Source organism: Micromonospora mangrovicola, from assembly GCF_047200535.1.
Lineage (GTDB): Bacteria > Actinomycetota > Actinomycetes > Mycobacteriales > Micromonosporaceae > Micromonospora.
Window position 1 is genome coordinate 1 of record NZ_JBJZOG010000093.1, and the last position, 25,642, is coordinate 25,642.

Annotated in this window: 23 protein-coding genes; 8 read left to right on the forward strand and 15 right to left on the reverse strand. The window is 72.1% G+C overall.

All coding sequences use genetic code 11. The annotated features are described in order from the left end of the window. Positions 1 to 42 precede the first annotated feature (42 nt). From ACL02O_RS26975 to ACL02O_RS26985, 3 genes are all read right to left on the reverse strand, one after another. Positions 43 to 558 carry a putative immunity protein gene (locus tag ACL02O_RS26975; protein ID WP_412820967.1) on the reverse strand — a complete coding sequence of 172 codons (516 nt, stop codon included), beginning with the start codon at positions 556 to 558 and terminating at the stop codon, positions 43 to 45. A 207-nt stretch (positions 559 to 765) separates the two neighbouring features. Beyond that, positions 766 to 1,980, reverse strand: a complete 1,215-nt coding sequence (locus ACL02O_RS26980; RefSeq protein ID WP_412820968.1) for a WD40 repeat domain-containing protein — start codon at positions 1,978 to 1,980, stop codon at positions 766 to 768. A 54-nt stretch (positions 1,981 to 2,034) separates the two neighbouring features. Next, positions 2,035 to 3,852: an RDD family protein gene (locus ACL02O_RS26985; protein ID WP_412820969.1), complete on the reverse strand. Its 1,818-nt coding sequence runs from the start codon at positions 3,850 to 3,852 to the stop codon at positions 2,035 to 2,037. Between the two features lie 722 nt (positions 3,853 to 4,574). Here ACL02O_RS26985 and ACL02O_RS26990 point away from each other — a divergent pair. Together ACL02O_RS26990 and ACL02O_RS26995 are read left to right on the forward strand one after the other, a co-directional pair. Continuing rightward, positions 4,575 to 5,942 (forward strand): UDP-glucose dehydrogenase family protein, encoded by a 1,368-nt coding sequence (locus tag ACL02O_RS26990; RefSeq protein WP_412820970.1) that lies wholly within the window; start codon positions 4,575 to 4,577, stop codon positions 5,940 to 5,942. 81 nt (positions 5,943 to 6,023) lie between these two features. Continuing rightward, entirely contained in the window at positions 6,024 to 6,620 is a 597-nt protein-coding gene (locus ACL02O_RS26995) for a hypothetical protein (protein WP_412820971.1), read from the forward strand. Between the two features lie 25 nt (positions 6,621 to 6,645). Here the strand turns inward: ACL02O_RS26995 and ACL02O_RS27000 are convergent, their stop codons facing one another. Together ACL02O_RS27000 and ACL02O_RS27005 are read right to left on the reverse strand one after the other, a co-directional pair. Further along, positions 6,646 to 7,350: an HAD family hydrolase gene (locus ACL02O_RS27000; protein WP_412820972.1), complete on the reverse strand. Its 705-nt coding sequence runs from the start codon at positions 7,348 to 7,350 to the stop codon at positions 6,646 to 6,648. 191 nt (positions 7,351 to 7,541) lie between these two features. Then, positions 7,542 to 7,709 (reverse strand): hypothetical protein, encoded by a 168-nt coding sequence (locus ACL02O_RS27005; protein WP_412820973.1) that lies wholly within the window; start codon positions 7,707 to 7,709, stop codon positions 7,542 to 7,544. Positions 7,710 to 7,820: 111 nt separating this feature from the next. Here ACL02O_RS27005 and ACL02O_RS27010 point away from each other — a divergent pair, with 111 nt between their 5' ends. Continuing rightward, the gene (locus tag ACL02O_RS27010; RefSeq protein ID WP_412820974.1) at positions 7,821 to 8,645 is read left to right on the forward strand and encodes a GNAT family N-acetyltransferase; all 825 of its coding nucleotides are present in this window, start codon (positions 7,821 to 7,823) and stop codon (positions 8,643 to 8,645) included. A 329-nt stretch (positions 8,646 to 8,974) separates the two neighbouring features. Here the strand turns inward: ACL02O_RS27010 and ACL02O_RS27015 are convergent, their stop codons facing one another. From ACL02O_RS27015 to ACL02O_RS27035, 5 genes are all read right to left on the reverse strand, one after another. After that, positions 8,975 to 9,427 carry a hypothetical protein gene (locus ACL02O_RS27015; protein WP_412820975.1) on the reverse strand — a complete coding sequence of 151 codons (453 nt, stop codon included), beginning with the start codon at positions 9,425 to 9,427 and terminating at the stop codon, positions 8,975 to 8,977. A 148-nt stretch (positions 9,428 to 9,575) separates the two neighbouring features. After that, the gene (locus ACL02O_RS27020; protein ID WP_412820976.1) at positions 9,576 to 10,517 is read right to left on the reverse strand and encodes an AEC family transporter; all 942 of its coding nucleotides are present in this window, start codon (positions 10,515 to 10,517) and stop codon (positions 9,576 to 9,578) included. A gap of 213 nt (positions 10,518 to 10,730) precedes the next feature. After that, on the reverse strand, positions 10,731 to 12,563 hold the full coding sequence (locus ACL02O_RS27025; protein ID WP_412820977.1) for a glycoside hydrolase family 15 protein: 1,833 nt from the start codon (positions 12,561 to 12,563) through the stop codon (positions 10,731 to 10,733). Between the two features lie 106 nt (positions 12,564 to 12,669). Continuing rightward, positions 12,670 to 13,665, reverse strand: a complete 996-nt coding sequence (locus ACL02O_RS27030; protein ID WP_412820978.1) for an Acg family FMN-binding oxidoreductase — start codon at positions 13,663 to 13,665, stop codon at positions 12,670 to 12,672. 173 nt (positions 13,666 to 13,838) lie between these two features. Beyond that, positions 13,839 to 15,065: a PucR family transcriptional regulator gene (locus ACL02O_RS27035; protein ID WP_412820979.1), complete on the reverse strand. Its 1,227-nt coding sequence runs from the start codon at positions 15,063 to 15,065 to the stop codon at positions 13,839 to 13,841. A gap of 84 nt (positions 15,066 to 15,149) precedes the next feature. On the opposite strand from ACL02O_RS27035, the gene ACL02O_RS27040 reads away from it, so the two are divergent. From ACL02O_RS27040 to ACL02O_RS27060, 5 genes are all read left to right on the forward strand, one after another. Next, complete coding sequence (locus ACL02O_RS27040) at positions 15,150 to 16,241, forward strand: ferredoxin reductase (protein ID WP_412820980.1); 1,092 nt, start codon at positions 15,150 to 15,152, stop codon at positions 16,239 to 16,241. 14 nt (positions 16,242 to 16,255) lie between these two features. Continuing rightward, complete coding sequence (locus tag ACL02O_RS27045) at positions 16,256 to 17,398, forward strand: fatty acid desaturase family protein (RefSeq protein ID WP_412820981.1); 1,143 nt, start codon at positions 16,256 to 16,258, stop codon at positions 17,396 to 17,398. 255 nt (positions 17,399 to 17,653) lie between these two features. After that, a complete protein-coding gene (locus ACL02O_RS27050; protein WP_412820982.1) occupies positions 17,654 to 18,826 on the forward strand; it encodes an alanine--tRNA ligase-related protein in 1,173 nt (390 codons plus the stop codon). An 89-nt stretch (positions 18,827 to 18,915) separates the two neighbouring features. Further along, positions 18,916 to 20,376 carry an ATP-binding protein gene (locus ACL02O_RS27055; RefSeq protein WP_412820983.1) on the forward strand — a complete coding sequence of 487 codons (1,461 nt, stop codon included), beginning with the start codon at positions 18,916 to 18,918 and terminating at the stop codon, positions 20,374 to 20,376. A 23-nt stretch (positions 20,377 to 20,399) separates the two neighbouring features. Continuing rightward, complete coding sequence (locus ACL02O_RS27060; RefSeq protein ID WP_412820984.1) at positions 20,400 to 22,220, forward strand: acyl-CoA dehydrogenase; 1,821 nt, start codon at positions 20,400 to 20,402, stop codon at positions 22,218 to 22,220. A 29-nt stretch (positions 22,221 to 22,249) separates the two neighbouring features. Here ACL02O_RS27060 and ACL02O_RS27065 read toward each other — a convergent pair whose 3' ends face one another. The 5 genes from ACL02O_RS27065 to ACL02O_RS27085 all read right to left on the reverse strand — a co-directional run bounded on the left by ACL02O_RS27065 (position 22,250) and on the right by ACL02O_RS27085 (position 25,083). Beyond that, on the reverse strand, positions 22,250 to 22,840 hold the full coding sequence (locus ACL02O_RS27065) for a GNAT family N-acetyltransferase (protein WP_412820985.1): 591 nt from the start codon (positions 22,838 to 22,840) through the stop codon (positions 22,250 to 22,252). Beyond that, a complete protein-coding gene (locus tag ACL02O_RS27070; RefSeq protein ID WP_412820986.1) occupies positions 22,837 to 23,946 on the reverse strand; it encodes a winged helix DNA-binding domain-containing protein in 1,110 nt (369 codons plus the stop codon). The genes ACL02O_RS27065 and ACL02O_RS27070 overlap by 4 nt, the downstream gene beginning before the upstream one ends. Positions 23,947 to 24,010: 64 nt before the next feature. Then, complete coding sequence (locus ACL02O_RS27075) at positions 24,011 to 24,442, reverse strand: SHOCT-like domain-containing protein (RefSeq protein ID WP_412820987.1); 432 nt, start codon at positions 24,440 to 24,442, stop codon at positions 24,011 to 24,013. A 21-nt stretch (positions 24,443 to 24,463) separates the two neighbouring features. Further along, complete coding sequence (locus tag ACL02O_RS27080) at positions 24,464 to 24,724, reverse strand: hypothetical protein (protein WP_412820988.1); 261 nt, start codon at positions 24,722 to 24,724, stop codon at positions 24,464 to 24,466. After that, positions 24,721 to 25,083 (reverse strand): DUF2089 domain-containing protein, encoded by a 363-nt coding sequence (locus ACL02O_RS27085; protein WP_412820989.1) that lies wholly within the window; start codon positions 25,081 to 25,083, stop codon positions 24,721 to 24,723. The genes ACL02O_RS27080 and ACL02O_RS27085 overlap by 4 nt, the downstream gene beginning before the upstream one ends. Positions 25,084 to 25,642 lie beyond the last annotated feature (559 nt).

Below are 25,642 nucleotides of genomic sequence, written 5' to 3' on the forward strand. Positions count from 1 at the left end.
TTGGCGGCAGAATCGGATGTGCGCTGTGTTCTCGCAGTCCGCTCAGCAGTCGAACACCGACCAGCAGATGTCGTTCCGCAACCGCTGGTCGTCGAGCACAAGCTCGCGAATCGGCTCCGGGAGTCGGTCACGCTGCCATCGGCACTCAAGCCGCCCTGCGGCATCGCTCTCGCCTTCCGGCGCGGCTGCCCGTGCGGCCTTGATCGCATAGGCGGCCGCGCCGAGTTCGTGCGCGGCGACGTGTGCGACGACCCCCGCCTGGCCAGCAGCGTACGCGGCATGCCGTGCTGCCCCACGCAGGTCTCTGGCCGCGCCCATTGCATGGCCGCCCGCCGCGCGAGCCTGCATCATCTTGACCTCACCACGCACCCAGGCGCGGGCGTGCTCGATCGCTTCCCGTGGCCGTGGGTCCTCAGGCTGAACCGACTCGAACAGGTGAAGGACGTGCTCCGCGCACGACGCCGCCCAGAGAGCGAGGAGATGATGATCCGAATCGGTGAGGGTCCCACCGCGACGAAGGGTGATGAAGCGAGGGTCCCGAGCCTTCGGGAGGATCATGGCCGAGCGCTCCTTCCAAGGGACGGGCCGACCGTAGGGTCGTCCGAGCACCGGAGCGGGCCCCGGGCGTCGTGCGCGCGGACCCGGGATCCCTTACCCATTCTGCACCCGGAAGGGGTCGAAGGTTCCGTGGTGGCGTTCCGGGCGGAAGGGTTGAGCGAAGCCGCGCCACGGGACCGCGACGGCGCGTCGGGATGTGCCGACAGGTCAGGGCCGGGTGGGCACGCGGTGCACGGACAGCTGGCCGGTGTCGCCGCCGCAAGCGAGCAAGGTGCCGTCGGCGGAAAAGGCGACGCGGTGGGTGCGGCCGGTGTGCGACGGTGCGAGCGGCACCGGTGCGGGCTCGCCGTCACGCAGGTGCAGGCTGGCGCCGAGACGGCCGCCGATGGCAAGGAGACTCCCGCAGGGGGAGTACTGCCAGCCGAAGCAGGTGCCGTAGCGGTCCGGGTGGTGCGGGTCGGGCACCGCCCAGGCGAGGGCGTCGCCGTCGACGGGCAGGGCGAACGGTCCCTCCGCAAAGCCGCCGGTGGCGAGAAGGAGCCGTTCGGTGGGGTCGAAGCCCAACTGGCTGATCCCGGTGCGGCCGGTGGTGCTGGTGAACGGGAACGGGAATCGGGTGCTTCGCAGTAGCCGGCCGGTGTCGACGTGCCACAGCTGCACGGTGGAGTCGTGCACGCCGTAGGCGAGCGCAAGCAGTCGCCCGGAGGACGACAGGGCCCCAGCGCGGCACTCGGGTTGGTCGGCGGTGCGCAGGACCAGCACGTCCTCGCCGGTGCTGGTGGCACGGACACGGACCTGGTCATCGACGTCGAACAGCAGCAGCCGCTGCCGGGCGGCGTCCTGGACCGGCCGAGCGCAGAAAGGGTTGAATCGAGCCGTGCTGAACTGCGCATAGCGGGCGAGAACGCGGGTGGTGCCGGTGCTGAGGTCGAGGTGGCGAGTCTCGCCGTTGAGCGCGTACACCAGGCCGGTGCCGTCTCCGTCGAACAGCACGGTGTGGATGAATGTCTGCTCCCCGCGGCCGGGTGTCTCGGTGTGCAGGAGTCGGCGCTGACCGGTCGCGACGTCGACGAGGTGCAGGTCAGCGCCGTAGGCGTCACGGTGCGGCGAGGCAACTGCGAGGGTATGGCCGTGGGGATGCAGGTCGAGGGTCTGTGGACCGTGGCGGTTCGGCGGGGCGCAGCGCAGGACGGGCTCACCGGGTGGGGTGCCGGCTGGGTCACGGACGAAGACGTAGCCTTCGCGCATGCGAGCGGCGGCCTCACGTGCGAGGGCGTCGCGGGCGGCCTGAGGGCTGGGGAAGTCGCGGGCACTGTGCCGACCTTTGGCGCTGCCTCGCCATGAGCGGCGTAGCAGGCGCGCGCCATCGACCGCGAGATGCAGGTGTCTGGGCGTGGGCGGGCCCGGCTGGGTGAGCAGCAACTCGTCGGACGACACGGGCGGACTGTAGCGGACCACCCTCATCACCACCGTGGCTCAGGCGTCGACGCCGAGTTTCTCTCGCAGGTAGCGACCGATTGAGGTGATCTCTTCTTGACTGAGAGCCCGGTTGTATGCGAGGACTGCGACGACGTCGAGGTTGGCGGAGCTGCTCGAGCCCGGCCAGGTGCCGATCCATACCGTCTGGGGCGCCGTGTTGAAGACGTACGGGCTTTCGGCGATCTTCTTGTCGCGGAGGTAGAGGGAGAACGTCTCACCATCCGTGCTCGCGGCCATCATGATCACGCCGATGTCCTGGACGCTGTGATCGGTGCTGAGGAGCTCGGACGGCGGGCACTCACCGTGTGTAACGGCTACCTCCAGCCCTCGGTCGTTGGCCGCGAAGAAGCTTCCGTTGGTAGTGGCAGGGTCCCCCCAGCCGGCGCCCCTGGTCCCGCCCCTGCAGTAATAGCTGGAACGCCCGGACCACCGGCCCGCCACGACTATCGTCCGGGGCGAGTTGGTTGCGGGGAAGCCGTCGGCCGGACCCACCATGGAGGACCCCGGGAGTCGGATGAGGTCGTGCCCGGCGTGTCCGTCGGGAACCCGCACCGGCGTGTCTCCCTCCGGTGCTGGTTTCAGCACGACCGTACCCGTGACGTCCGACCAGGACGCCACCTGGTTCGCCTCGCTGATCGTGACGCCGTGGTCAGCGACGAAGGCCGCGACAAGCCCGGATCGCGGAACACCGGAGAGCAGATTTTCGGTAGCGAGCTGCGGCGCGACGGCGACGCCGAGTGCGGCGGTCGCTACCGCGGTCGTGGCTGCCACCCCGGCCGTCGCCGCGGTCGACAGTGCGATGCCGGCCGGCGTCTGGGAGACCACGGCGGTCGACACGGGCGCGGCGACGGGCCCGATCAAGCGGACGGCTCGAGCACCGTGGGCGACGGCGCCTGCCGTCATGGTGGCGACCTTGCTGGTCCAGGAGGCCAAGGACTGCGCCCAGCCCCACCGCTCGTTCACCCGTTCGAGGCCCGCCTCCCGTGCCTCGTTGAGCTGACGGATGCGGTCGAGCCGGCGCGCCGGGGCGTCGACAGCCACCACCTCGGTGCCGAAGACGACGTCATGAAGGCACCGCCTCCGGGGAGAGGCGAAGAGAGTCAGAACACCCACACCGATGACGTCGATGACGGCGTAGCCCAAGGAGTGCCGCGCGATGGCGCCGGCCAGGGAGCGCGGCGTCATCGTCAAGGTGGTCCCGTCGCGGCGGCGTTCGACCAACCCCGTGAACGCTTTACCGAACGTCTGGCCGCTGGTCAACCACGTCAGCATCCCCGTGAACAGCCCGTGCGCAGCCACCAACGCGGCGATCAGGGTGATCAGTATGCCCGGTGTCAGGGTCAGATCCACGAACCGACGCGTTGTGAGCAGCGCGGCAATCGGGATGGCGATCCAGACACCGTCCAGCACGAACGCCAGCAGTCGCGAGCCGTGCGGGGCAAGACGCACCGGATCCGGCGGTGCCGGCCCTTCTGGGGACCCGTCATTCGGCTGGACTCTCGCGGCCGGTTGACGGGACGGCACGCGTCTGTAGCCGCCGACCGCCGCGCAGACGAACTCCTGCGCGGTGCGGACTTCGCGTGCGGGGTCGACCAGCTCGGGGATCGTCCAACCCAGCGCATCGTCGAACCATGCAATCAGGTGACCGTTGGCGTACACGGCGTACTCCACCCGGCCGTAACGGCTGGCGAGCTCGTACGTGTCGCCCGCCTCGCCCGCCAGGCCGTGACCGAACTGGGCGTCAGGCGGACCCGCGGTGATCGGGCCACCAGAGATCGGCAGCCTACGAACGATGTCTGCCGCATCATCAGCCATCGAACGGACCTCCTGCCGAGACTGCGGTCGACACTGCGGCACGATCGGCGTGAAGGGCGAGCCTGCCCGCGCCACGTGCGCCGGTTCGACGCGGACGACCTGTCGTCCGCTCTGGATGGTGGATCCGGGCTCTGAACTGCTCGTATTCCGCAATTGTGTAGGTGGCCGCCGCCTCAGTCCAGTCCGTTCCACGGCCTTGTCGCAACGACGACGTCGTCACCGCCCCAGGCGACGACGAAAGCGACGCAGCGCCCGACTTCTCACCGCGTGCGGTTCGTGTGCAGTGCGTAGGAGGTCGAGGGGCGGCCGAGGAGCGATCAGGTGCCGAGCGGTGTTCTCGCAGAGTTGATCGCCCAAAGGAGCCGGTAACGGCGGCGAACCTGCCAGTACTGATCGCAGATTGAGCCCGTCAACGGCGTGTGGCAGGCTCGTGCCCCTTGGTCGATGATTTCGCGGAAGAATACCTGCACGACCATCTGCGGGAAATTCGTGAGGTGATGCTCTGGAAGCTCGACGGGCTATCCGAGTACGACATTCGCGGCCCCCTGACCTCGACCGGGAAGCGTCGGGGTCGGTCAGTCGTGGTCACGTCCGGCTCGAGCGTGTGCCCGTCCGCATCGAGCGGGACGGCTCACGCTCGCCGCGGCGGCTGAGTGTGCGACGGCCGTCGAAGAGGTTCAAGAGGATAAGCTCCAGGTTTGGTCAGAGGGGAGCGGTCGAGGATGAGAGTCTGCGTCGTTGGCACCGGATATGTCGGCCTGACCACGGGTGCCAGCCTGGCATTCCTCGGGCACAAGGTGACCTGCCTGGACATCGACGAGGCCAAGGTGGAGTTGCTGCGCCGAGGCGCTTCGCCCATCTTCGAGCCGTACCTTGACGAACTGCTCGCGGCGGCGGCTCCGAATCTGACCTTCACCTCGAGCTACGCCGATGCTGTTCCCGGCGCCGAGGTCGTCTTCGTCGCGGTGCAGACGCCGCAGATGGCCGGTGGGGGGCCGGACCTGCGCTACCTGCGATCGGCCGCCGAGAGCGTCGGGCAGCACATCGGCGACGGGTTCACCGTCGTGGTCAACAAGTCGACCGTGCCGATCGGCAGTGGCAACTGGGTGGACCTGATTCTGCGCGAGTCGTTCGAGCGCGCGCACGGGCGCCGGTTCGACGGCGAGTTCACGGTGGCGTCCAACCCGGAGTTTCTGCGGGAGGGCTCGGCCATCCATGACACGCTCTATCCGGATCGGATCGTGATCGGCTCGGACAACGAGCGCGGCCTCGCCGTGCTCAACCGGCTCTACCGGCCGATTCTCGACCAGTCGTTCACGGCGCCGTCGTTCGCTGGGCGCCCGGCGGAGATCGGTGCTGTGCCGCTGGTCTCCACCGACCTGGCCTCGGCTGAGCTGATCAAGTATGCGGCCAACGCGTTCCTGGCGCTGAAGATCAGTTTTATCAACGAGATCGGGCACCTGGCCGAGCGGGTCGGCGCGGACATCGTGGAGGTGGCTCGCGGCACCGGCCTCGACGCCCGCATCGGGCGGCAGTTCCTGCAGCCCGGCGTCGGCTGGGGTGGCTCATGCTTCGGCAAGGACACCGCCGCCCTGATCTCGACCGCCGCCGAGTACAACCACGACATGCCGATCGTGAAGGCGACGCGCGAGGTGAACCGGCGCCAGCGCGACGCCGTGGTGGAGCGGCTGCTCGCCGAGCTGCGCATACTCAAGGGTCGCAAGGTGGGGCTGCTCGGTCTCGCGTTCAAGCCGCAGACCGACGACCTGCGCGACGCGCCCGCGATCGACATCGCTCAGCGTCTTGTCGAACGCGGTGCCCGGGTGAAGCTGCATGACCCGGTCGCAACGACCCGCTTTCGCCGTGAGCAGCCGGAGCTCGCCGAGTTCCTGTGCGGGTCGGTCGAGGAAGTGTTCGACGACAGCGACGCGGTGGTGCTGGTGACCGAGTGGGACCAGTACAAGGAGCTCGATTGGGCGAAGCTTGTCGGCCTGATGCGTTCACCGCACCTGCTCGATGGCCGGCACGCGCTCGACGGCAAGCGGCTCACCGCGCTCGGCTACCGCTATCTGACCCTGGCTGGGAAATAGGTCGGGGTCGACTGCCGAGCAGCCTCGTCCCGGCACCCGCGCCACGCCCTCGGATCCGCCTGCTCTCCGTACGCTGACCCGATGGTCGCTTCGCCACCTGGCTCCCGTTCCGATCCGCTTGCCGGGCTGGACCTGGTCGACTGGGCGAAGTTCCGGCCACGCGATCGCGGCGATGCCGGACGCGACGCGACCGAGCTTCCCGGCCTGATCCGCGGCCTGGCCGCGGCGGAAGGTGAGGCGGCACACGAGTGGGGGGAGAAGCTGAGGGATGCCCTGATCCACGGCCACTCCGGTCTGTACTTCCGCACCGTCGAACCGGCCGCCCCGTTCCTGATCGAACTGTGTCGCTGCGAACGGCCCGAGGTGGCCGCCGAGGCGCTCAGCCTCCTACTGAGCTGTCTCGGCGACGGCCCCTTGCACCCCGAGCCGCTGCGCCCCGATGACCGGGAGCTCTCCGAATTCGCCATCCGGACCCGAGCCACCATCCACGCCGGCCGGGCGGCCTACTATCCCTGGCTGCGTTCGTCACACCTCGGGGCCAGGATCGGTGCCGTAGAACTGCTGGGCGTCCTCGAGCCCGACGCGCCGGAGCTCCAGCGAGAGCTCGCCCGGTTGGCAGCGTCCGACGGGAACCACTGGATCCAGCAGGCGATCCGGGAGATCCGACTCGGCCTCTAGTCCCACAGCATCAGCAGCGGTGCCATCAGGGTGTCCCGATCAGCTCGGCGACCTGTCCCGGGTGGGTGGCGCGCGGGGTCCGGCCACGGTAGGTGGAGGCCCAGGCGGCGTGGATTCCCCACGCTCCGGCTGCGGCGGCGCACTCCATGTCGGTCAGGGCGTCGCCGACGTAGGCGGCCTCGGAGGGCCGGAGACCGAGCCGCCGGCAGGCACGGACCAGGCCCTCGGCCGCCGGCTTCGGCTCGCGGACCTCGTCACCGCAGACCACGATCGGAAAGTACGCGGCCAGTCGGGTGGTGGCGAGCGCGCCGGTCGCCGCCCGCCGGGTCGCGCTGGTGTACAGCGCGAGCCGGTAGCCGTGGTCGCGCAGGGTGTCGAGCATGTCGTACACGCCGGGAAACGGGCGGGCGGCGGCGACCGCCGCGGCGGCCCGCCGGTGGTAGTGGTCGAGGTCCTCCGGTGTGGCGGGCCGGTTGAGGAAGTGCGTGAGTACCGCTGCCGTGGGGCCGATGTGCCAGGCGGCGACGACGTCGGACGGGCTGAGCACGGGTCCGCCCAGAGCCCGGACGGTGTCCACGTAGGCCTGTGGCACCGACCGCATCGTGTCGACCAGGGTGCCGTCGAGGTCGAACACCACGGCGGCCACCGGTCTGACCGCGGTGACGGCGGTCGTCACGGCAGCCCGGGGGCGCGGGGCGTGCTCGGCGGCGGGCGGGCGGGCAGGGTGCATCGGTCAACCTCCTGACCGGCGGCGGTGCGGAAGGTCAACGGCCTCGCCCCGGCTCGCCGACCCGAACTTTCACCCTGCGCGGCCGACCGGCGCGAAGAACAGGGCCAATCCGCGACGGGTGGATGGACCGCGGGTCGACGGGTGGCCTTGGCTGACCGGAGCGCTGCGAACTCACGGGAGACCCACCGGGGTCAACGCGCGGCAGTCGTCCCGACCCTCGGCGGTGCCTGGCCGGCCCGTGCCGATTCGCCGGTCGCGACCCGCGACGGCAGGAGCCGCGCGGCCACCAGCGTGGTGATCGCGAGTACGGCGATGACCAGCCACACCGTCACGGTGAGGGACAACTGCTGTCCGGCCACGCTGCGTGGCCCCTCGCGCGAGCGGCGGGCCGGCCGCTCAGCGGCTGCGCGGGTCTTCGCCGGTCCGGATATCGGTGGGGTGGGGTCCGTCGAGCCGCTAGCGTCGCACGAATGCCGGTACGCCCTCGACCCGAAGACCCCGCCGACTCGCTGTTGCTCGACGACGACGGCACGGCGCTGGCCCGGATGCGCCTGCGCGACGACGCGGGGACCCCGGTCGCGGCCGAGGTGCGGCCCCTGCCCGGGGCGGCCCGGAGCCGGGTCGCCGCGCAGGCGCGCCGTGACCTCGCCGGGTACCGGCTGGAGACCTCCGACGAGGCGGTGGCGGACGCGCTGCTGGCCGGCGGTCTCCGCCTGCACCGTGCCGCGACCGACCTGCGGCACGTACTGGCCGACGTGCCGGAGCCGGAGGCGTTGCCGGCCGGGTGGTCGCTGGGCGACCCGGGCTGGGACGAGGACCTGGCCGAGGGGCTGGCGGCGGCGTACGGACCCGGTCATCCGGACGGGCCGTGGCAGGCCGGCGACACCGAGCAGGTACGGGCGATGTTCGAGGCCGGGAAACCGGTGCCGCCGCTGCTGCCCGCCTCGGCCCGACTGGTGGACCGCGCCGGGCGCAGCGCCGGTCACGTCCTGTGCGCCGGCCCGGTGCCGTGGACCGACGACGTCTGCGCGTGGGTGCTCAACCTGGCGGTGGCACCTCGCGCCCAGGGCCGCGGTTTCGGTCGGGCGCTGCTCACGCACGCGCTGCGGGGCGCGCGGGAGGCGGGGCTGCCGGCGGTCGGCCTGTCGGTGGCCGACGGCAACCCGGCCCGCCGGATGTACGACGCGGCCGGGTTCCGCCCGTACACCCGGGTGCTGTCGGTGCTGCTGCCGCTGGCCGCCGACCCGCTGCCGGACCAGCGGCCCGCCGGTGTCCCCGCCGCCCGGAGGCCGTGAGGCTGCGTCACCCGGCCCGGGCGGTCGTCCTGACGAGGAGGATCACGTCCTGCTCCACGCCGTGACCGACGACGAACCCGGCCGCCGAGCAGGTCACCGGTGCTTGCTGCCGGCGGCCATCTTTGTGGCGATTGGGGTATACGGCTTCTTGCCGCTGATTAGGCTGCCGCTGCTCGGGCCACGCCGACACCAGGAGCCGATCGATGTCGCATCCGCCCGGGCAAGGTGGAAGACACCCACACCTCGGCTGAACGTCCCATGCGGCGTCGACCGCTTCGCGCGGGCGCGAGCCGCTCCCTCCTCGGCGGTCCCGCCCCGGCCTGATCCACTCAGTGGGCCGCGCGGCGTCGGGCGGCGTGCAGCATCCGGGTGACCAGGAGGCGGTGCCCGCCGGAGCCGATCACCACCAGGCGGTAGAGCCGGCCGGGCACTCCGGGGAACGCGGCGTACGTGCGGGCGCTGAGCCGGGTGCCGCCGGGCCCCGGCGTGAGGGTGAACACCAGCGCGTACCGGGAGAACCGGTGCCGGCCCTTCAGCCGGACCAGGCGTCCGGGCACCGACTCGGTCACCGCGAAACCGGGCACGGTCGCTCCCGGGTCGAAGAGCCGGCCGGTGGCGCGCCGCGGCACGGCGGCGAGCAGGTGCGCCAGGGCGGAGCCGCTTCGGCCCCGGGCGCCCGGCACCTGGCCAGCCAGGGCGCGCCACACGTCGGCGGCGGGGGCCGGCACGAGGACCTCGTGTTCGTCGACGAACGGCAGCCCGTCCGGGCCTGATCCGGTCATGGCGTCGTCTCCTCCGCTCGCTGGTGGCGGTGCCTTCAGATTGCAGCGAGGCCGCCGGGCCCAGGATCCCCCGCGGCAGGGAGTTCCTCCCGCTCGCGGGGGAGGGGCCGTCCCGGCGCCGCCGCGGTGGCGGCCGCGCGGTCGCCTGTCAGGTGAGCACCGCGACGGCCACGAAGATGACCGGCACCGACGCCAGGGTGGTTACGAAGATCGCGTCCCGGGCGAGCAGCACGGCCCGCTGGTAGCGGTTCGCGTGCACGAAGATGTTCTGCGCCGTCGGCAGCGCCGACGTCACCACGACGGCCAGCAGGTCGGTGCCCCCCAACCCGAGGGCGTACGCCGCGACCAGGCCGGCCACCACGGGCTGCACGACCAGCTTCAGCGTGCTCACCCAGGCCAGCTCGCCGGGCGGTGGTCCGGCGCCGGGCAGCGGCCCCAGGCGCAGCGAGACGCCGTACGCGACCAGCATCGCGGGCACCGCGATCCCGCCGAGCAGCTCCAGCGGGTCGGCCACCGCCCGGGGCAGCTCGGTCCCGGTCAGCGACAGCACCACGCCGAGCAGCGAGCCCACGGTCAGCGGGGTGGTCAGCGGGCGGCGCAGCAGCGACCACCAGGAGAGCTTCGTCTCCCGCCCGGCGGAGTCGAGCACCGCCAGCGCGAGCGGTTGCAGGAACAGCAGTTGCAGCAGCAGCGTCGGGGCGACCAGGGCCGCGTCACCGAGGACGTACGCCGCGATCGGCAGCCCGAGGTTGCCGGCGTTGACGTAGGAGGAGCAGAGCATCCCGATCACCGTGTCGCCGACGTCGTGCCGGAACACCCGGCGGGCGGCGAGACCGTACAGCGTCGCCGCGACGAGCACGCCGCACGCGGTCGCGGCGAGGTTGCGCGACAGCGCGTGGTGCACGTCGGCGCCGGCGAGCACGGTCACCATCAGGGCCGGGCTGGCCACGAAGAACGCCAGCCGGGACAGCACCACCTGGGCGTGGGCGTCCAGGACGTGGAGGTGCGCGAGCAGGAAGCCGACCCCGATGACGACGCCGATCGTCGCGAAGCCCTCGACGACCGCACCCACGAGGGGAGACTCTGCCATGTCGAAGATCGAGCCCGTCGGGAGCACCCCGGTGGTCTCGACACGTCACTTCGCCGCGGGGCGCGGGGACGGCGGCTTCGCGTCGAGCGGCACGCCGGTGACGAACCGGGCGAGGGGCGGCCCGGCCGTCGCCGTGACCGTCCCGCCGGCGGCGTCGGGTGACCGACGGCGGGTCCCCGCTGCCGACCCGGCCTGCGGGCGGCCCGTCGGAGTTCACCGCTTCCGGTTGTCGAGCAGCTCGTTGAGGTGCAGCGCGGTGGTGATCAGGGCGAGGTGGCTGAACGCCTGGGGGAAGTTGCCGATCTGCTCCCCGGTCAGCGCGATCTCCTCCGCGTAGAGGCGCAGGTGGCTGCTGAAGGTGAACATCTTCTCGAAGGTGAGGCGGGCGTCGTCGAGCCGGCCGGCCCCGGCGAGGGCGGAGACGTACCAGAAGGTGCACATGTTGAAGGTGCCCTCGTCTCCCGGCAGCCCGTCGGGCGCGGTCGCGGGGTCGTACCGGTGGACCAGGCTGTCGGAGACCAGGTCGTCCTCGATGGCGTCCAGCGTGGACAGCCACAGCGGATCGGTGGGGGTGATGAAGTCGACCGCCGGCATGATGAGCAGCGCCGCGTCGAGGACGGGTTCCCCGAAGCTCTGCACGAAGGCGCGGCGGCCCAGGTGGTAGCCGCGCTCCATGATCTGGTTGTAGATCGTGTCGCGTTGCGTCACCCATCGGGTGATGTCCGCCGGCCGGCCGTGGCGGTTGGCCAGGCGGATCGCCCGGTCGAAGGCGACCCAGGACATCAGGCGGCCGTAGGTGTAGTTGCGGGGGTGGCTGCGGCTCTCCCAGATGCCCGCGTCGGGCTGGTCCCAGCTGTGGCAGAGCCAGTCGACCAGGCGGACGGTGCTGCGCCAGACCTGGTGCGACGGCCGGATGCCCTGCTGGTCGGCGAGGTGCATGGCGTACAGGGCCTCGCCGTGGATGTCCAGTTGCAGCTGGTCGGCCGCGCCGTTGCCGATCCGGACCGGTCCGGAGCCGCGGTAGCCCTCGAAGTGGTCGAGGACCTCCTCGTGCAGGTCGGACGAGCCGTCGACGCGGTACATGATCTTCAAGGGGGCGGCGTTGTCGCCGGCCTCGCGGACCCGCCCGTCGAGCCAGTCGACGTACCGGCTGGCCTCCTCCGTGAAGCCGAGGCCCAGCAGGGCGTGCACGGAGAAGGACGTGTCCCGGATCCAGGTGTAGCGGTAGTCCCAGTTGCGGGTGCCACCGATCTGCTCCGGCAGGGCCGCGGTCGGGGCGGCGATCATGGCGCCGGTCGGGGCGTACGTCATGAGCTTGAGGGTGATCGCGGACCGTTCCACCATCTCCCGCCAGCGTCCGCCGTAGCTGGAGCGCTCCAGCCAGCGCCGCCAGTAGTCGATGGTCCGCTCGAACACCGCCGACATCTCCTCGGTCGGGATGACGCGCGGGGGCCGGACGGAGGCGGTCTCCAGGACGACGCCGCCGGTCTCGCCCTCCTGCAGGGTGACCCGGCCGACGAGGTCGCGGCCGTCGTTGTCCACGTTGCGCTCGCGCAGCAGCCGCGGAACCGGGCGGACCGGATTGAGCGTCAGGCTCAGCGACGGGCTGCGGAACACGTAGCCGTCGGGGTGCACCTCCAGCTCGTGGCGGTCGCGGCCGTAGTTGAACCGGGGCCGGCACTCCAGCTTGAACCGCATGCTGCCCCGGATCATCCGCACCATCCGCACCAGGCGGTGCTGGTCGGTGGGTTGCTCGCCGGCGACCGGCATGTAGTCAATGATCTCGGCGACGCCGTCGGCGCTGATGAAGCGGGTGATCAGGATGGGCGTGTCGGGTTGGTAGAGCTGCTTGGTCACGTACCGGACGCCGTCCGGGGCGATCCGGAAGTACCCGCCCTTCGACCGGTCCAGCAGCGCGGCGAAGATGCTGGGCGAGTCGAAGCGCGGCGCGCAGAACCAGTCGATGGTGCCGTCGCAGGTCACGAGCGCGGCGGTCTGGAGGTCACCGATGAGCCCGTGGTCCTCGATGGCGGGGTACTTCTCCACGCCGGCCCTCCCCACCTCACCTGCCCATCATCGGACGGTAGACGCGGCGGGTGTGCGCGGGGCCGCTAACCGCGACGGTCACCCCGTCGGGGTAGCCGGCCGGCGGTCAGCAGGTCACCTCGATCACGTCGCCCGGCATCCGGCGCGGCGCGGGCGGCAGCTCGTCACCCGGCCCCCAGCCCACCCGGACCACCAGGTACGGCTCACCCACCCCGGCGAGCAGGTCGCGCATGATCCGGCGGGGCCAGGCCAGCTCGATGGTGTCGCTGATCGGCGCGCTGGCCAGTCCCTCGGCGGTGGCGGTGAGCAGCAGCGCCGACAGCGCCTCGCCGCCACGCAGCCAGGCCGCCGGGTCGTCCCGGTCACCGAAGAGGATCACGTAGACGGCCCCCCGGTCGAAGTCGGCGCCGGCGCTGAGCCCGGCCGCGCCGCCCGGCGCGTAGTCGCGCAGCGGCACCCGGCGGGGCGCGGGGCGTACGGCGGTGGCGACGGGCACCCCGTCGCCGCTGCCCGGCGGCCGGTTGGTCCACTGGCGCAGCTCGTCCCGGTAGGCCGGGTCGGCCAGCTCGGCGTCGGCGGCGCGGGCGGTGGAGACCGCCAGCATCGGCATCTGATCGGGCCGGACCGCGTGCAGGTACGAGTCCTCGGCCTCCACCGCGGCGCGCAGCCGGGACAGCGCGGCCTCCGGCACGGGACGGTCGCCGTACGCGCGCCGGTCGGTGCGGCGGCGGGGGATGGCGTCGACCAGGCGGCCGGCGGCGACGTCCAGGTCGACCGGGCCGGTGGTCCGCAGCCGGGCCAGCAGCGTCGGGTCGTCCGGGTCGGGGAACCGGTCGACGGTTACGCCCCAGCCGGCGGCGGTCAGCGACACCCGGGCGTGGTGCAGGGCGGCGCCGCAGCTCAGGGTCAGCAGCCGCCCGTCCGGGTCGGTGGTGCCTAGCTGCCGTTCCGGGTCGGCCCGCAGTTCCAGCGCCGCCGGGGTGACCCGCCAGCGCCAGGGCTGGGTGTTGAACACCGACGGGGCGTGCAGGGACTGCCGGGCTGCCGCCTCCAGCACCCGTACCGTGGGGGTCTGCTCTGTCCAGGTCGATGGCTGGATCATGGTGGCGCCTCCTCCGTCGTGCTCGTCCCCCCTCGACCCTGCCGGGCCGGTGCGGCGGCGGACAGGGCCGGAGGACCCGAGGCGTCGGGGCCGCTGGGCCCGGCGGCCGGGCGCCGGACCGGCGTTCGGGTGTCAGGAAGGGGTCCTTCCATTCCGCCCGGCGTTGACGTTCTTCACGCCGCTTCCGGCGGGCCGGGCGGCAGGGCGAGGGCCAGGGTGAGGGCGAGGACGGTGGCCGGGTCGTGCAGCCGGTCCCCGTACAGCTCGCGCAGCTTGCCCATCCGGTAGCGGACGGTCTGCGGGTGCACGTAGAGGTCGGCGGCCACGTCCTCGCGGCGGCCCTGGTGCAGCAGCCAGGACCGCAGGGTCTCGGCGAGGCGGTGGGCGGTGGCCGGGGGGAGCGCGGCGAGCGGGCGCAGCGCTTGGGCGCGCAGGTCGGCCAGCCCCTCCGGGTCCAGGCTGAGCAGCAGTTCGGCGAGGTGCTCCTCGGTGTCGACCGGCGCGGCGTCCGGCGCGCCGAGGCCGAGGGCGAGGGCCCGGGTGGCCCGCTGGTACGACGCGGCGACCCGGTGCCACGGCCGGGCCGGCCCGAGCACGGCCCGGTGGCCGTGCAGCAGCCGGGTGAGCTGCCGGCGCCGGCCGCCGTGCATGTCCGGCACCAGCAGGACGGCCAGTTCCTCGGCCGGGTCCATGCCGGGCAGGTCTTCGCCGCTCTCCAGGGTGTGCGGGCTGAGCAGGGCGAGCACCGCGCGCAGGTTCTGCCGGGGCAGCAGGACGACGGTCAGCGTCTGCGGCAGCGGCCAGTCCGCCCGCTCGGCGGCCCGGCGGAGGATCTCCTCCGGTTCCCCGGCGAGCAGTTGCTTGGTGAGGCGTTCCAGGTAGCGCTGGCGGACCCGACCGGCGCTGGCCAACTCGTCGGCGTGCCCGGCGACGCTGGCCGCGGAGAGCTCGTCGATGTAGGCGAACATCAGCTCGGCGAACTCGGCGACGGTCTCCGCGGCCAGCCCGCCACGCACGGTGGTGGAGGAGACCTCCCGCCAGGCCACCCGGGCCCCCACCCGGTATGCGGCCAGCAGCGCGTCCATGCTCCGCCCGGACCGGGCCTCTCCGCTGCCCAGCGCGTACGCGGCCTCCAGCGCGGGGGCGAGCGGGGTGCTCGGGTCGGCGGACTGCGCCCCCTCGATGAGCTGCAGAAACGTGCCCAGCGCGATGCGTACCGCGTTCTCGATCTTGTCCCGCATGGTGCCGGTGAGCGCGCCGGAGTAGTCGGGCACCTCGGCGGTGATCGCGCTGACCGTCCGCTCGGCCACCACGGGCAGCCGGTCGCGCAGCAGGGCCGCCATCTGCGCGTCGAGTTCGAGGCGGGCGGCGCGGTGGTTCGTCCCGAACTCGTCCGTCATCGTTGTTCTCCCCGAACAAAAACCTGCGGCTGATTCACCTTTGCCGGTCAAGATGTTATGCGGTTGCGCGACCACGCTGGTCATATGACCACAACTGTCCCGCACCGCCCGCGGAGGGTTGCCTTCCGGGACCGGCTGCTGCGGCTGGTCGGCACGGTGACCACCCCGGTGCTGCCCGAGGACTACCTCGACCTGATCGCGCCGCTACGCTCCGGCGTCGCGCTGCGCGGCCGGATCGTCGCGGTACGTCCCGAGACCCGGGACGCGGCGACGGTGGTGATCCAGCCCGGGCGCGGCTGGAACGGGCACCTCCCGGGGCAGTACGTGCGCCTCGGCGTGGACGTGGACGGGGTCCGGCAGTGGCGGGCGTACTCGGTCACCTCGGTGCCGGGCAGCGCGGACGGCCGGATCAGCGTCACGGTCAAGGCGATCCCGGACGGCAAGGTCAGCAACCACCTCGTCCGCCGGATCCGGCCCGGCACGATCGTCCAGCTCGACCAGGCGCAGGGCGACTTCACGCTGCCCGCGGCGACCCCCGCGCGGGTCCTCTTCCTCACCGCCGGCAGCGGCATCACCCCGGTCATGGGGATGCTCCGCGCCGGCCTGGCCGACCGGGCCGACGTGGTGCTGGTGCACTCCGCACCCACCCGGGACGACGTCATCTTCGGCGCGGAGCTGCGCGAACTCGCCGCGGCGGGCGCGCTGCGGCTGGTCGAGCGGCACACCGACACCGACGGGCTGCTCGGCGTGCACGAGCTGGACGACCTGGTGCCCGACCACACCGATCGGGAGACCTGGGCGTGCGGGCCGGTGGGCCTGCTCGACGCGGTGGAGGAGCACTGGACGTCGCGGGGTGTGCCGGACCGGCTGCACACCGAGCGGTTCCGGCCGACCGTGATCTCCCCGGGCGAGGGCGGCACGGTGACCTTCGCCCGCGCCGGGGTGACCGTCGAGTCCGATGGAGCCGCCCCGCTGCTCGACGTCGGCGAGGCCGCCGGGGTGCTCATGCCGTCCGGCTGCCGGATGGGTATCTGCTTCGGCTGCGTGGTTCCGCTGCGCCAGGGCGCGGTTCGGGACCTGCGAAACGGGGATCTCACCACCGCCGTCCCAGGGGACGGAGTGCTCATCCAGACCTGCGTGTCGGCGGCCGCCGGTACCTGCGACATCGAACTCTGACGGGAGCCACCGACGTGACCGTGATCCAGAAGAAGGCCGACAACCCGATCGCCCACCTCAGCGCCGCGGACATCGAGATCATCGGCAAGGAGCTGGACGCGATCCGGGACCGGGTGCTGGCCGACCGGGGTGAGCGGGACGCCCGCTACATCCGCAAGGTCATCAAGACCCAGCGGACGCTGGAGATCAGCAGCCGGGCGGTGCTGCTCTTCTCGCTGTTCCCACCGGCCTGGCTCCTCGGCACCGCCGGCCTCGCGGTCGCCAAGATCCTGGACAACATGGAGATCGGCCACAACGTCCTGCACGGGCAGTGGGACTGGATGCGCGACCCGAAGATCCACTCCACCACCTGGGACTGGGACCACGTCTCCCCGGCCGAGCAGTGGAAGCAGTCGCACAACGAGCTGCACCACCGGTTCACCAACGTGGTCGGCAAGGACAACGACCTCGGGTACGGCATCATGCGCGTCGACGAGGACCAGCCGTGGCGCCCGATGTACCTGGGCCAGCCGCTGTGGAACCTGATCAACGCCTGCTTCTTCGAGTACGGCATCGCCGCGTACGACCTGGGGCTGGGGGACCACCTGAAGGACGGCCGGCACAAGGACCCGGCGTTCCGGGCCCGGGCGAAGGCGGTCGGCCGCAAGATCCGCCGCCAGGTGCTCAAGGACTACGTGGTGCACCCGCTGCTGTCCGGCCCGTCCTTCCTCACCACCCTGGCCGCCACCTTCACCGCGAACCTGATCCGCAACGTGTGGAGCCACTCGGTGATCATGTGTGGGCACTTCCCGAGCGGGGTGGAGACCTTCGAGAAGAGCTCCATCGAGGGCGAGACCAAGGGCGAGTGGTACCTGCGCCAGATGCTCGGCTCGGCCAACATCAGCGGCAGCCGGCTGCTGCACATCATGACCGGCAACCTGTCGTACCAGATCGAGCACCACCTCTTCCCCGACCTGCCGAGCAACCGCTACCAGGAGATCGCCCCGCAGGTCCGCGCGCTGTTCGACCGGTACGGGCTGAAGTACACCACCGGCCCGCTGCCCAAGCAGGTCGCCTCCGCCTGGTGGAAGGTGATCCGGCTGTCCCTGCCGAACCGGCGGAGCAAGGCCCCGGAGCCGCTGGCCCCCGCGCCCCTGGTCTCCACCACCACGGCCTGATCCGACATCCTTCGAGACCGGGCCGCCGCCGGCGAAAATCCGCTGGGCGGCGCGCCCGGTCCGGGCTACCGTCGAGGCATGCAGATCAGGCGCCACACCGTCGCGGCCGCGCGAGCTTCCCGCTCGCCGGTTGCCGCCGCCTGACGACTTTCACCCCGCCGGCGACCGGAAACGGTCCGCCGGCGTTTCCGTGTCACGCCACCGCCCGCCGCGGCGGACCCTTTCCGGTCGCACCGACCCGGAAAGGCCCACGCCATGACACCCGACGAGATCGTCCGCACCTTCCTCGACCACTACCAACGGCTCGATCATCGGGACGCGCCAGAGAGTTCGCTGATCCCGCCGCCCGGGGACCCCGTGCTGTTCACCACCTCCGGCATGCACCCGCTCACCCCGTACCTGCTGGGCCGCCCGCACCCCGGCGGGCGGCGCCTGGTGAACGTGCAGCGTTGCCTGCGCACCACCGACCTGGACGAGGTCGGCGACCGCACCCACCTGACCGTCTTCGACATGCTCGGCTCGTGGTCACTCGGCGACTACGACATCGCGACCAGCCTCCGCTGGGGCCACGAACTGCTCACCGAGGGCTTCGGCATCGACCCCGGCCGGCTGCACGCCACCGTCTTCGGCGGCGACGAACAGGTCGGACCGGACGAGACCGCGTGGCGGACCTGGACGGAGCTGGGCGTCCCGGTGGAGGCGAACGGCGCGGACAACTGGTGGTCCAACGGGCCCACCGGCCCGTGCGGGCCCGACTCGGAGATCTTCGTGTGGACCGGGGACGATCCGCCCACCGGCACGCCCGGCACCGACGACCGGTGGATGGAGGTCTGGAACCACGTCCAGATGCGCCACCACCGGCACGACGACGGCCGGCTCACCCCGCTGCCGCTGTTCAGCATCGACACCGGGATGGGCCTGGAACGCCTGGAGATGGTGCTGACCGGCGGCCGCTCCGTCTACCAGGGGGCGGGGCAGCGCCCGTGGGTGGAGGCGGTCCGGGACCGGTGGGGCCTCGGCGGGACGGAGCTGCGGGTCGTCGCCGACCACCTCCGCTCCGCGGTGGTCGTCCTCGGCGACGGGGTACGGCCCGGAAACACCGGCCGGGGGTACGTGCTGCGCCGGCTGATCCGGCGGGCGCTGACCGTGCTGTGGCGCGACGACCCGACGCGGAGCCTGACCGAGCTGCCCGACGACCCGTTCCGCGACGCCGGGCGGCGGTTCCGGCAGGAGTTCGACGTGCCGCCGCTGCGCGGGGTGCTCGCCGAGGAGGAGCGGCGCTTCCGGGGGCTGCTGCGCCGGGGCCGCCCGCTGGTCGACCGGGTGCGGGCGCGCGGGCCGCTGACCGAGCGGGACTACCACTGGCTGCACGACACCCACGGGCTGCCCCGCGACCTGGTCGACGGCCTGTTGGACGAGGCCGGCTGACCGGCGCCGGTCGGGCGATGCGGTGGCAGCGGCGGTGGCCCGGTGTCAGACTCGGCAGCGGGGACCGCCGCAGCGAGGGACGTGGACGCATGGGGTACGAGGTCAGGCCGGACGAGGAGACGCTGACGCTCCTCGGCGCCCGGGTCACCGTCGTGGACGCCGCCGCGCTGCTCACCGCCGCCGAAGCCGGCCCGGTCGACCTGCTGACCGGCACCGGCTTCCCGGCCCCGGTCCGCGAGGTCCGCAGCACGGTCCGCGCCCACGACGGCGTGCACCGCTTCGAGGCGTACCTGCGGGTCGACGGGCCGGGCCCGACCGTCGGCCTGCTCGCCCTCGGCCTGGCCGGCCCGGTCGGGCTGCTGCTCGCCCAGCGGCTCGCCGCGCGTAGCGGGGAAGGGCTGGCCACCGGCGTCGGCCGGATGGCGGCCGAGGCGGGCCGCCGGCTCGGGCTGGTCCCGGCCGGCACCGCGCTGGCCGAGCCGCCCCGCGACCGCGCCGGCCAGGACGTGCTGCGCACCGCCGAGGAGTTGGGGCTGCGCCCGGCGGTCAGCCAGGACGGCGGCGCGCTGACCGTCCGCGCGGCCGTGCCCAGCGCCGAGGTGACCCCGGCGCACCTGCGCGCCGTGGTCGGGCTGGTGCTCCAGGCCGTCCGCGAGCTGGCCGGCGACAACCCGGAACCGACGGTGCTGCGCGATCGCGCGTACACGGTGGGCCGGCGGGTGGCCGCCGCGGCGCCGGCCCGCAGCGCAGCGGTGACCCTCGACCAGGTCGGCGGCCTCGCCGACGTGGTCGCCCGGTTCCGTGAGGTCGCGGTGTCGTTCCGGCACCCGCAGGTGATGGCCCGCTGGGGTGCGCGCCGGCCGCAGGGCATCCTGCTGTACGGCCCGCCCGGCACGGGCAAGACCATGCTCGCCCGGGCCCTCGCGAACGAGATCGGCGCGGACTTCGTGGAGATCCGGACCCCGGAGATCCTCGACAAGTACCTCGGCGGCTCCGAGCGCAACATCAAGCGGATCTTCCGGGAGGCGCGCGGCTACCGCCGGCCCACCGTGATGCTCTTCGACGAGTTCGACAGCATCATCAGCTACGCGGGGGCGGGCGGGGACGCCGCCAGCCAGGCGGTCAACGCGGTGGCCGGCATCTTCAAGCAGGAGATGAACACCCTGTTCGAGGAGAACCCGGAGGTCATCGTGGTGGCCACCACGAACTTCCCGCAGCGGGTGGACGCATCGCTGATCCGTTCCGGCCGCTTCGACCTCAAGATCGCCATCCCGGCGCCGGACGAGACCGGCCGCGCCGAGATCATCACCAAGATGATCCGCGAGCTGATCGACCGGCACGAGCGGCCCGGCTTCCGGATGTTCGCCGCCGACGTCGATCCGGTGGCGCTGGCCGTGGACACCCCCGGCCTCACCGGCGCCGACCTGCGCGAGGTGCTGCGCCGGGTACAACTGGCCAAGGCGATGCGGGAGGCGACGGTGGGTGCGCCGGCCGCCCCGATCAGCCAGGATGATCTGCGGGAGGCCGTCGCGGGGCTGCGCCGCGGCTGACGACGGCCGACGAAAGGAGAACCGTGTCGTCGTCGTCCACCCTGCTGTCCCGTCGTGATCTGGCGTTCCTGCTCCACGACTGGCTGGACGTGACCCGGCTGACCGAGCGGCCCCGCTACGCGGAGCACTCGCGGGACACCTTCGACGCGGTGCTGGACCTGTGCGCCCAGGTCGCCGCCGAGCACTTCGCCACGCACAACAAGGCCGCCGACGCCGCCGAACCCACCCTGGACGGCCGCCGGGTACGCACCATCCCGCAGGTCAAGGCCGCGCTGGACGTGTTCGCGCAGACCGGGCTGCTGGCCGCCACGATGGACGAGTCGGTCGGCGGAATGCAGCTGCCGCACGCGGTGGCCGCCGCCTGCTTCGCCTGGTTCCAGGCCGCCAACGTGGGCACCGCCGCCTACCCCTTCCTCACCCTCGGCAACGCGAACCTGCTGCTCGCCCACGGCAGCGTCGAGCAGATCGACACCTGGGTCCGGCCGATGGTGCAGGGGCGGTTCTTCGGCACCATGTGCCTGTCCGAGCCGCACGCCGGCAGCTCCCTCGCGGACATCACCACCCGGGCCGAGCCGCAGGACGACGGGACGTACCGGCTCACCGGCACCAAGATGTGGATCTCCGGCGGGGATCACGAGCTGGCCGAGAACATCATCCACCTGGTTCTCGCCCGGATCCCTGGCGCGCCGCCCGGGGTGCGGGGCATCTCGCTGTTCATCGTGCCGAAGGTGCTCCTCGACGCCGACGGCACGCTCGGCCCGCGCAACGACGTGGTGCTGGTCGGCCTCAACCACAAGATGGGCTACCGGGGCACCACCAACACCCTGCTCAACTTCGGCGAGGGGATGCACCGGCCGTACGGGCGGGCCGGGGCGGTCGGCTACCTGGTGGGGGAGCCGCACCAGGGGCTCGCGCAGATGTTCCACATGATGAACGAGGCCCGCATCGGCGTCGGCGCCGGCGCCACCGCCCTCGGCTACACCGGCTACCTCAAGGCCCTGGCGTACGCCCGGCAGCGCCCGCAGGGCCGGCCGGTCACCGACAGGGACCCCACCGCGCCGCAGGTGCCGATCGTGGCGCACGCCGACGTGCGCCGGATGCTGCTGGCGCAGAAGAGCTACGTGGAGGGTGCGCTCGCCCTGATCCTCTACTGCGGGCGGCTACTCGACGAGGAGAAGACCGCGCCCGCCGAGGCCGACCGGGCCCGGGCGCACCTGCTGCTGGATCTGCTCACCCCGATCGCCAAGAGTTGGCCGTCGCAGTGGTGCCTGGCCGCCAACGACCTGGCCATCCAGGTGCACGGCGGGTACGGGTACACCCGCGACTACGACGTCGAGCAGCACTGGCGGGACAACCGGCTCAACCCGATCCACGAGGGCACCCACGGTATCCAGGCCCTCGACCTGCTCGGCCGGAAGGTCACCATGCGTGACGGCGCCGGGCTGGAACTGCTGCTGGAGACGATCCGGGCGACGGTGACCCGGGCCTGGAAGGCCGAGGGTGAGGCGGCGGAGCTGGCCGGCCGGCTCGGCGCGGCCGCCGACCGGATCGCCGTGGTCACCCGGCGGCTGCACGGCTGCGGTGACCCGGAGGTGGCCCTGGCCAACGCCAGCCTCTACCTGGAGGCTGTCGGGCATGTGGTGATCGCGTGGATGTGGCTGGAGCAGTTGCTGGCCGTGGCGGCGCTGGGCAGCCCGGAGGGGGCGGAAGGGGACTTTCTCGCCGGCAAGCGGCAGGCCGCGCGGTACTTCTTCCGGTACGAGCTGCCACGCACGGGGCCGCAGTTCGACCTGCTGGAGAGCCTGGACCGGACCACGCTGGACACCCGGGACGCCTGGCTCTGAGCACCGGCGAGGCAGCGGCGGTGGCTGCGTCAGGCGGGTTGCTCGTCGCCTCTGATACGGGCGTGCAGGTGCATGTCGTGGCGGCCGTCGGAGTGGATGGCGTCGCTGCGCTTGGTGCCCTCCAGGCGGAAGCCGGCTTTGACGGCGACCCGGCAGGAGGCGTGGTTGCGGGTCGAGTGATCCAGATGCAGACGGTGGAAGCCAGCCTCGCCCAGTGCCCAGTCGCTCACGGCCGCCAGTGCGCGGGTGGACACGCCGGCTTTACGGGCCGCCGGGAGCACCCAGTACGCGCATCCCGCGACACCGTCGTCGAGATTCATGCTGCCCAGGGCGATGCGCCCCAGCACTTCACCCCCGCCGCGGGTCACCGCCCAACTCGCGCCCGTCTCCTGCGCCCAGGCCCGGCGATACCCGTCGAACCACGCACGGACCTCGTCCTCGGATCGCGGTTGGCGAGTGTGCCAGTGCCGGATCTCGGGGTCCTGATAGGCGGCGAGGAAAACTGGCGCGTCGGACGCCTCCCAGGGACGCAGGAGCAGACCACCCGGGGTGGAGAGTGCCGGTTGCGGACCGGCGGCGAGAGTTCCGGCGGGGATGGCAGGCGGCGTCGAGAGACTCACCCGCACGCCCCAGCCTCTCCGGCGAACTCGACGCCGGCGAGGGAGATGGCGCGGTACGCGGCGAGGCGTTCGGCTTGTTCGACGACGGCCTTGCGTCTGGTGTCGGGCAGCTTCTGCCAGGGCTGGACGGCGACCTTCAGCGCCCTGCCGGACTTGCGGGGACGCCAGGTGCCGACCAGCTCACCGTCGACCAGGACCGCTCCGGGGCGACCCAGCACCGGCCACAACTCCTTGGCGTGGGCCGCATCCGGCACCAGGGTCGTCCGGTCTCTGCCCTGGAGGAAGAGGTCGAACGGGCCGAGCAGGCGGGTCGCCGCGGCGTCGGCCGATGCCAGTGCCGGTTCGTCGGCGGCCAGCAGCGAGCGCGCTTCGCCGTCGACCGTCACCTCGATCACGTCTTCGGGCCAGCGCGCCTTCACCTCCTTGACCGGGGCGTCGAGGTAGCCGGCCACGTGTCTGGGGGTGGCCGGGCCGAGCAGCCGAAGGTACGCGCGGACGAGGTCGAAACTGTCGCCCGGGGCCGCCGCCTTCTTGAACCCGGCGATGCGTTGCAGGACCGGCGGCGAGGTGTCGAGTTGCAGCTCCAGCCCGGCCCGCACGGCGGCCAACCGGAACGGCATCTCGTAGGGGTGGGTGGCGTTGCACGGCCGGCAGAACCGCAGGTACGGCTCGGGCATCACCTCGGCCAGGCGGCCGGAGACGTCACCCTTGACCGTCGGCTCGGCGACGACGGCTCGCATCTGGGCGGCCACCTCGTCGAGAGCGGCCAGGTTGCCGATGCCGGCCGCCTTCAACGGCTTGGCTGCGTCGAAGATGCGCTTGCCCGCGTCGGCGTCGGAGAACGGCTCGACCGCGGCCGCCACCCTCGCCATGTCGGTGCGGCGGTAGAGGTGGGGAGCACCGCGCACGGTCCACAGCAGGATAAGCTCCGCGCCGGACAACGCCGCCACGTCGACCCCGCGGGTGGCCAGCGCCCACCGGCCGCCGTCCGGACCGGTCTCCTGCACCCCGATGTCGAGCAGGGCGGTGTCGGCGAGCGTGCCCGCGGTCCGGTCAAGCTGCTGGGCCTGGACGCGGAAGTTCATCACCTGGCGCCGATCAACCATCCTCACACCCTACGCAGCGGCCCCGACAGTCGTGCCGCAGCAGCCGGCCGGCGTCGTGGCGGTGTCACTCGCAGAACACCTGCACCTTGGCGTCGGGCTGGTCGACGTCGACGGTGACGTCGTCGAGGTGATCGATGAGCTCCTCGATGTGCTGCGGCTTGAGCTGGGTGAGGTCGATCGGTACTCCTGACCTGTTCAGCTCGGCATTGACCTGGGCGAGCGCCTGTGGGGGGATGAGGCTCGTGAGCCGGACCCCGGCGCGCAGCAGTTGCAGCGGGACCCGGACGTTGACCCGGCCTGGCCCGTCGCCACCGAAGTTGTCCGTCGAGCTCACCACCACGCGCAGGTACCTGGGGCGGCCTTTCGGGCGGGGCGTGGCTCCCGGCGGCGACTCGGGCTGTTCTCGTTCGAGGGCGTCGATCAGCCGCTCGGCCTCGTCCGCGGTGATCCTGCCCGCGGCCAGCAGCTGCAGGATCTGGCGGCGCTGCTCGTTCATCGTTGCTCCTCGCCCTCTGACCTACCTGACGCTTACCAGCACGGCCGTTCGGCCCTGCTCGATCTCGATCCGGGTGCCGGGCAGCGCCCACAGCAGTTGCCCGGTGCCGCGTAGCGCGCCCACCGGGCTCACCCGGGTGGCGAGGCATGCGACCAGTCCGACCAGTACGGCGAGCAGCAGCAGCGGTGAGAGCACCAGCAGTACCGGCAGGACAGGGACGTGCAGCCGCAGTCCGCGGCGTTCGGGACGGCGATGGCGCACCGTCACCAGCTGCGGGATCATCGGGACCGCTCCAGCTCGGCCAGCGCCTCCTGGACGCTGATCTCTCCCCGCCGCAGGCGGTCGACGACGTCGGCGCCGGTGGGTGTCGGGTCGGTGTCGACGAAGTTGAGGTGCTCGGCGATCCGGTTCAGCCGGGACTTGACCGTCGGGTAGCTCACCCCGAAGATCCGCTCCATCTCCTTGATCGACCCGTGCGACCGTACGAACGCGGCAACGAACACCTGGTCGTCGGCGCTGAGCTGAGCCAGTTGCGGGGGTTCGAACTGACCCTCGACCACGACGCCGCTGCCCGCGAGGCGGACCCGCTCGACCACGAACGGCTGTCCGCGCGTCAGGTCCGTCAGTTCCTGCCAGTCCACCGCCGGCCCCCTTGCTCTCGGCAATGCCTCACCACCTTTTTGTATCTTGACTTCTTTAAGGTGTCAACGCCGAAACCTGAACTTTCTTGAGTTCGGCCTTCAACTCTATGGCTCGGCGGCTCCCAACGTCCGCGATCCGCCGTTTCCCCGTGGTGGCCGGCGGTGCAGTCGTCCCAGCCGCCATGTGGTCGACCTGCCGGCGGTCCGGGCGGGCGGTACGCCGACAAGCCCACGATCCGTGGTTGCGCGCCGGCCGAAAGCTCGACGTGCGCCCGTCGGCTCGTCGCCGGGGCGCACGTCAGGCGCCACCAGGTACGCGGCCAATCGCCAACTACAACGCACATTGGGCGAAGCCTGCGCCTGCGGTCAGTGCTGGCAGGATCGGGCCGTGGGCTTGTGACGAGTACGCCGAGATGGTCCGGGCAGACTTCGCCGCCGTCGCCGAGCTGCTCGATCGCGCGGGAGGTGAGAGGTGGGCCGAGCCAGCCGCGATCGAGGGCGCGGAGTTCGAGATGTGGGGGTTAACAACGGTTGGCGTGTGGGTGGTCAGTAGTGCCCA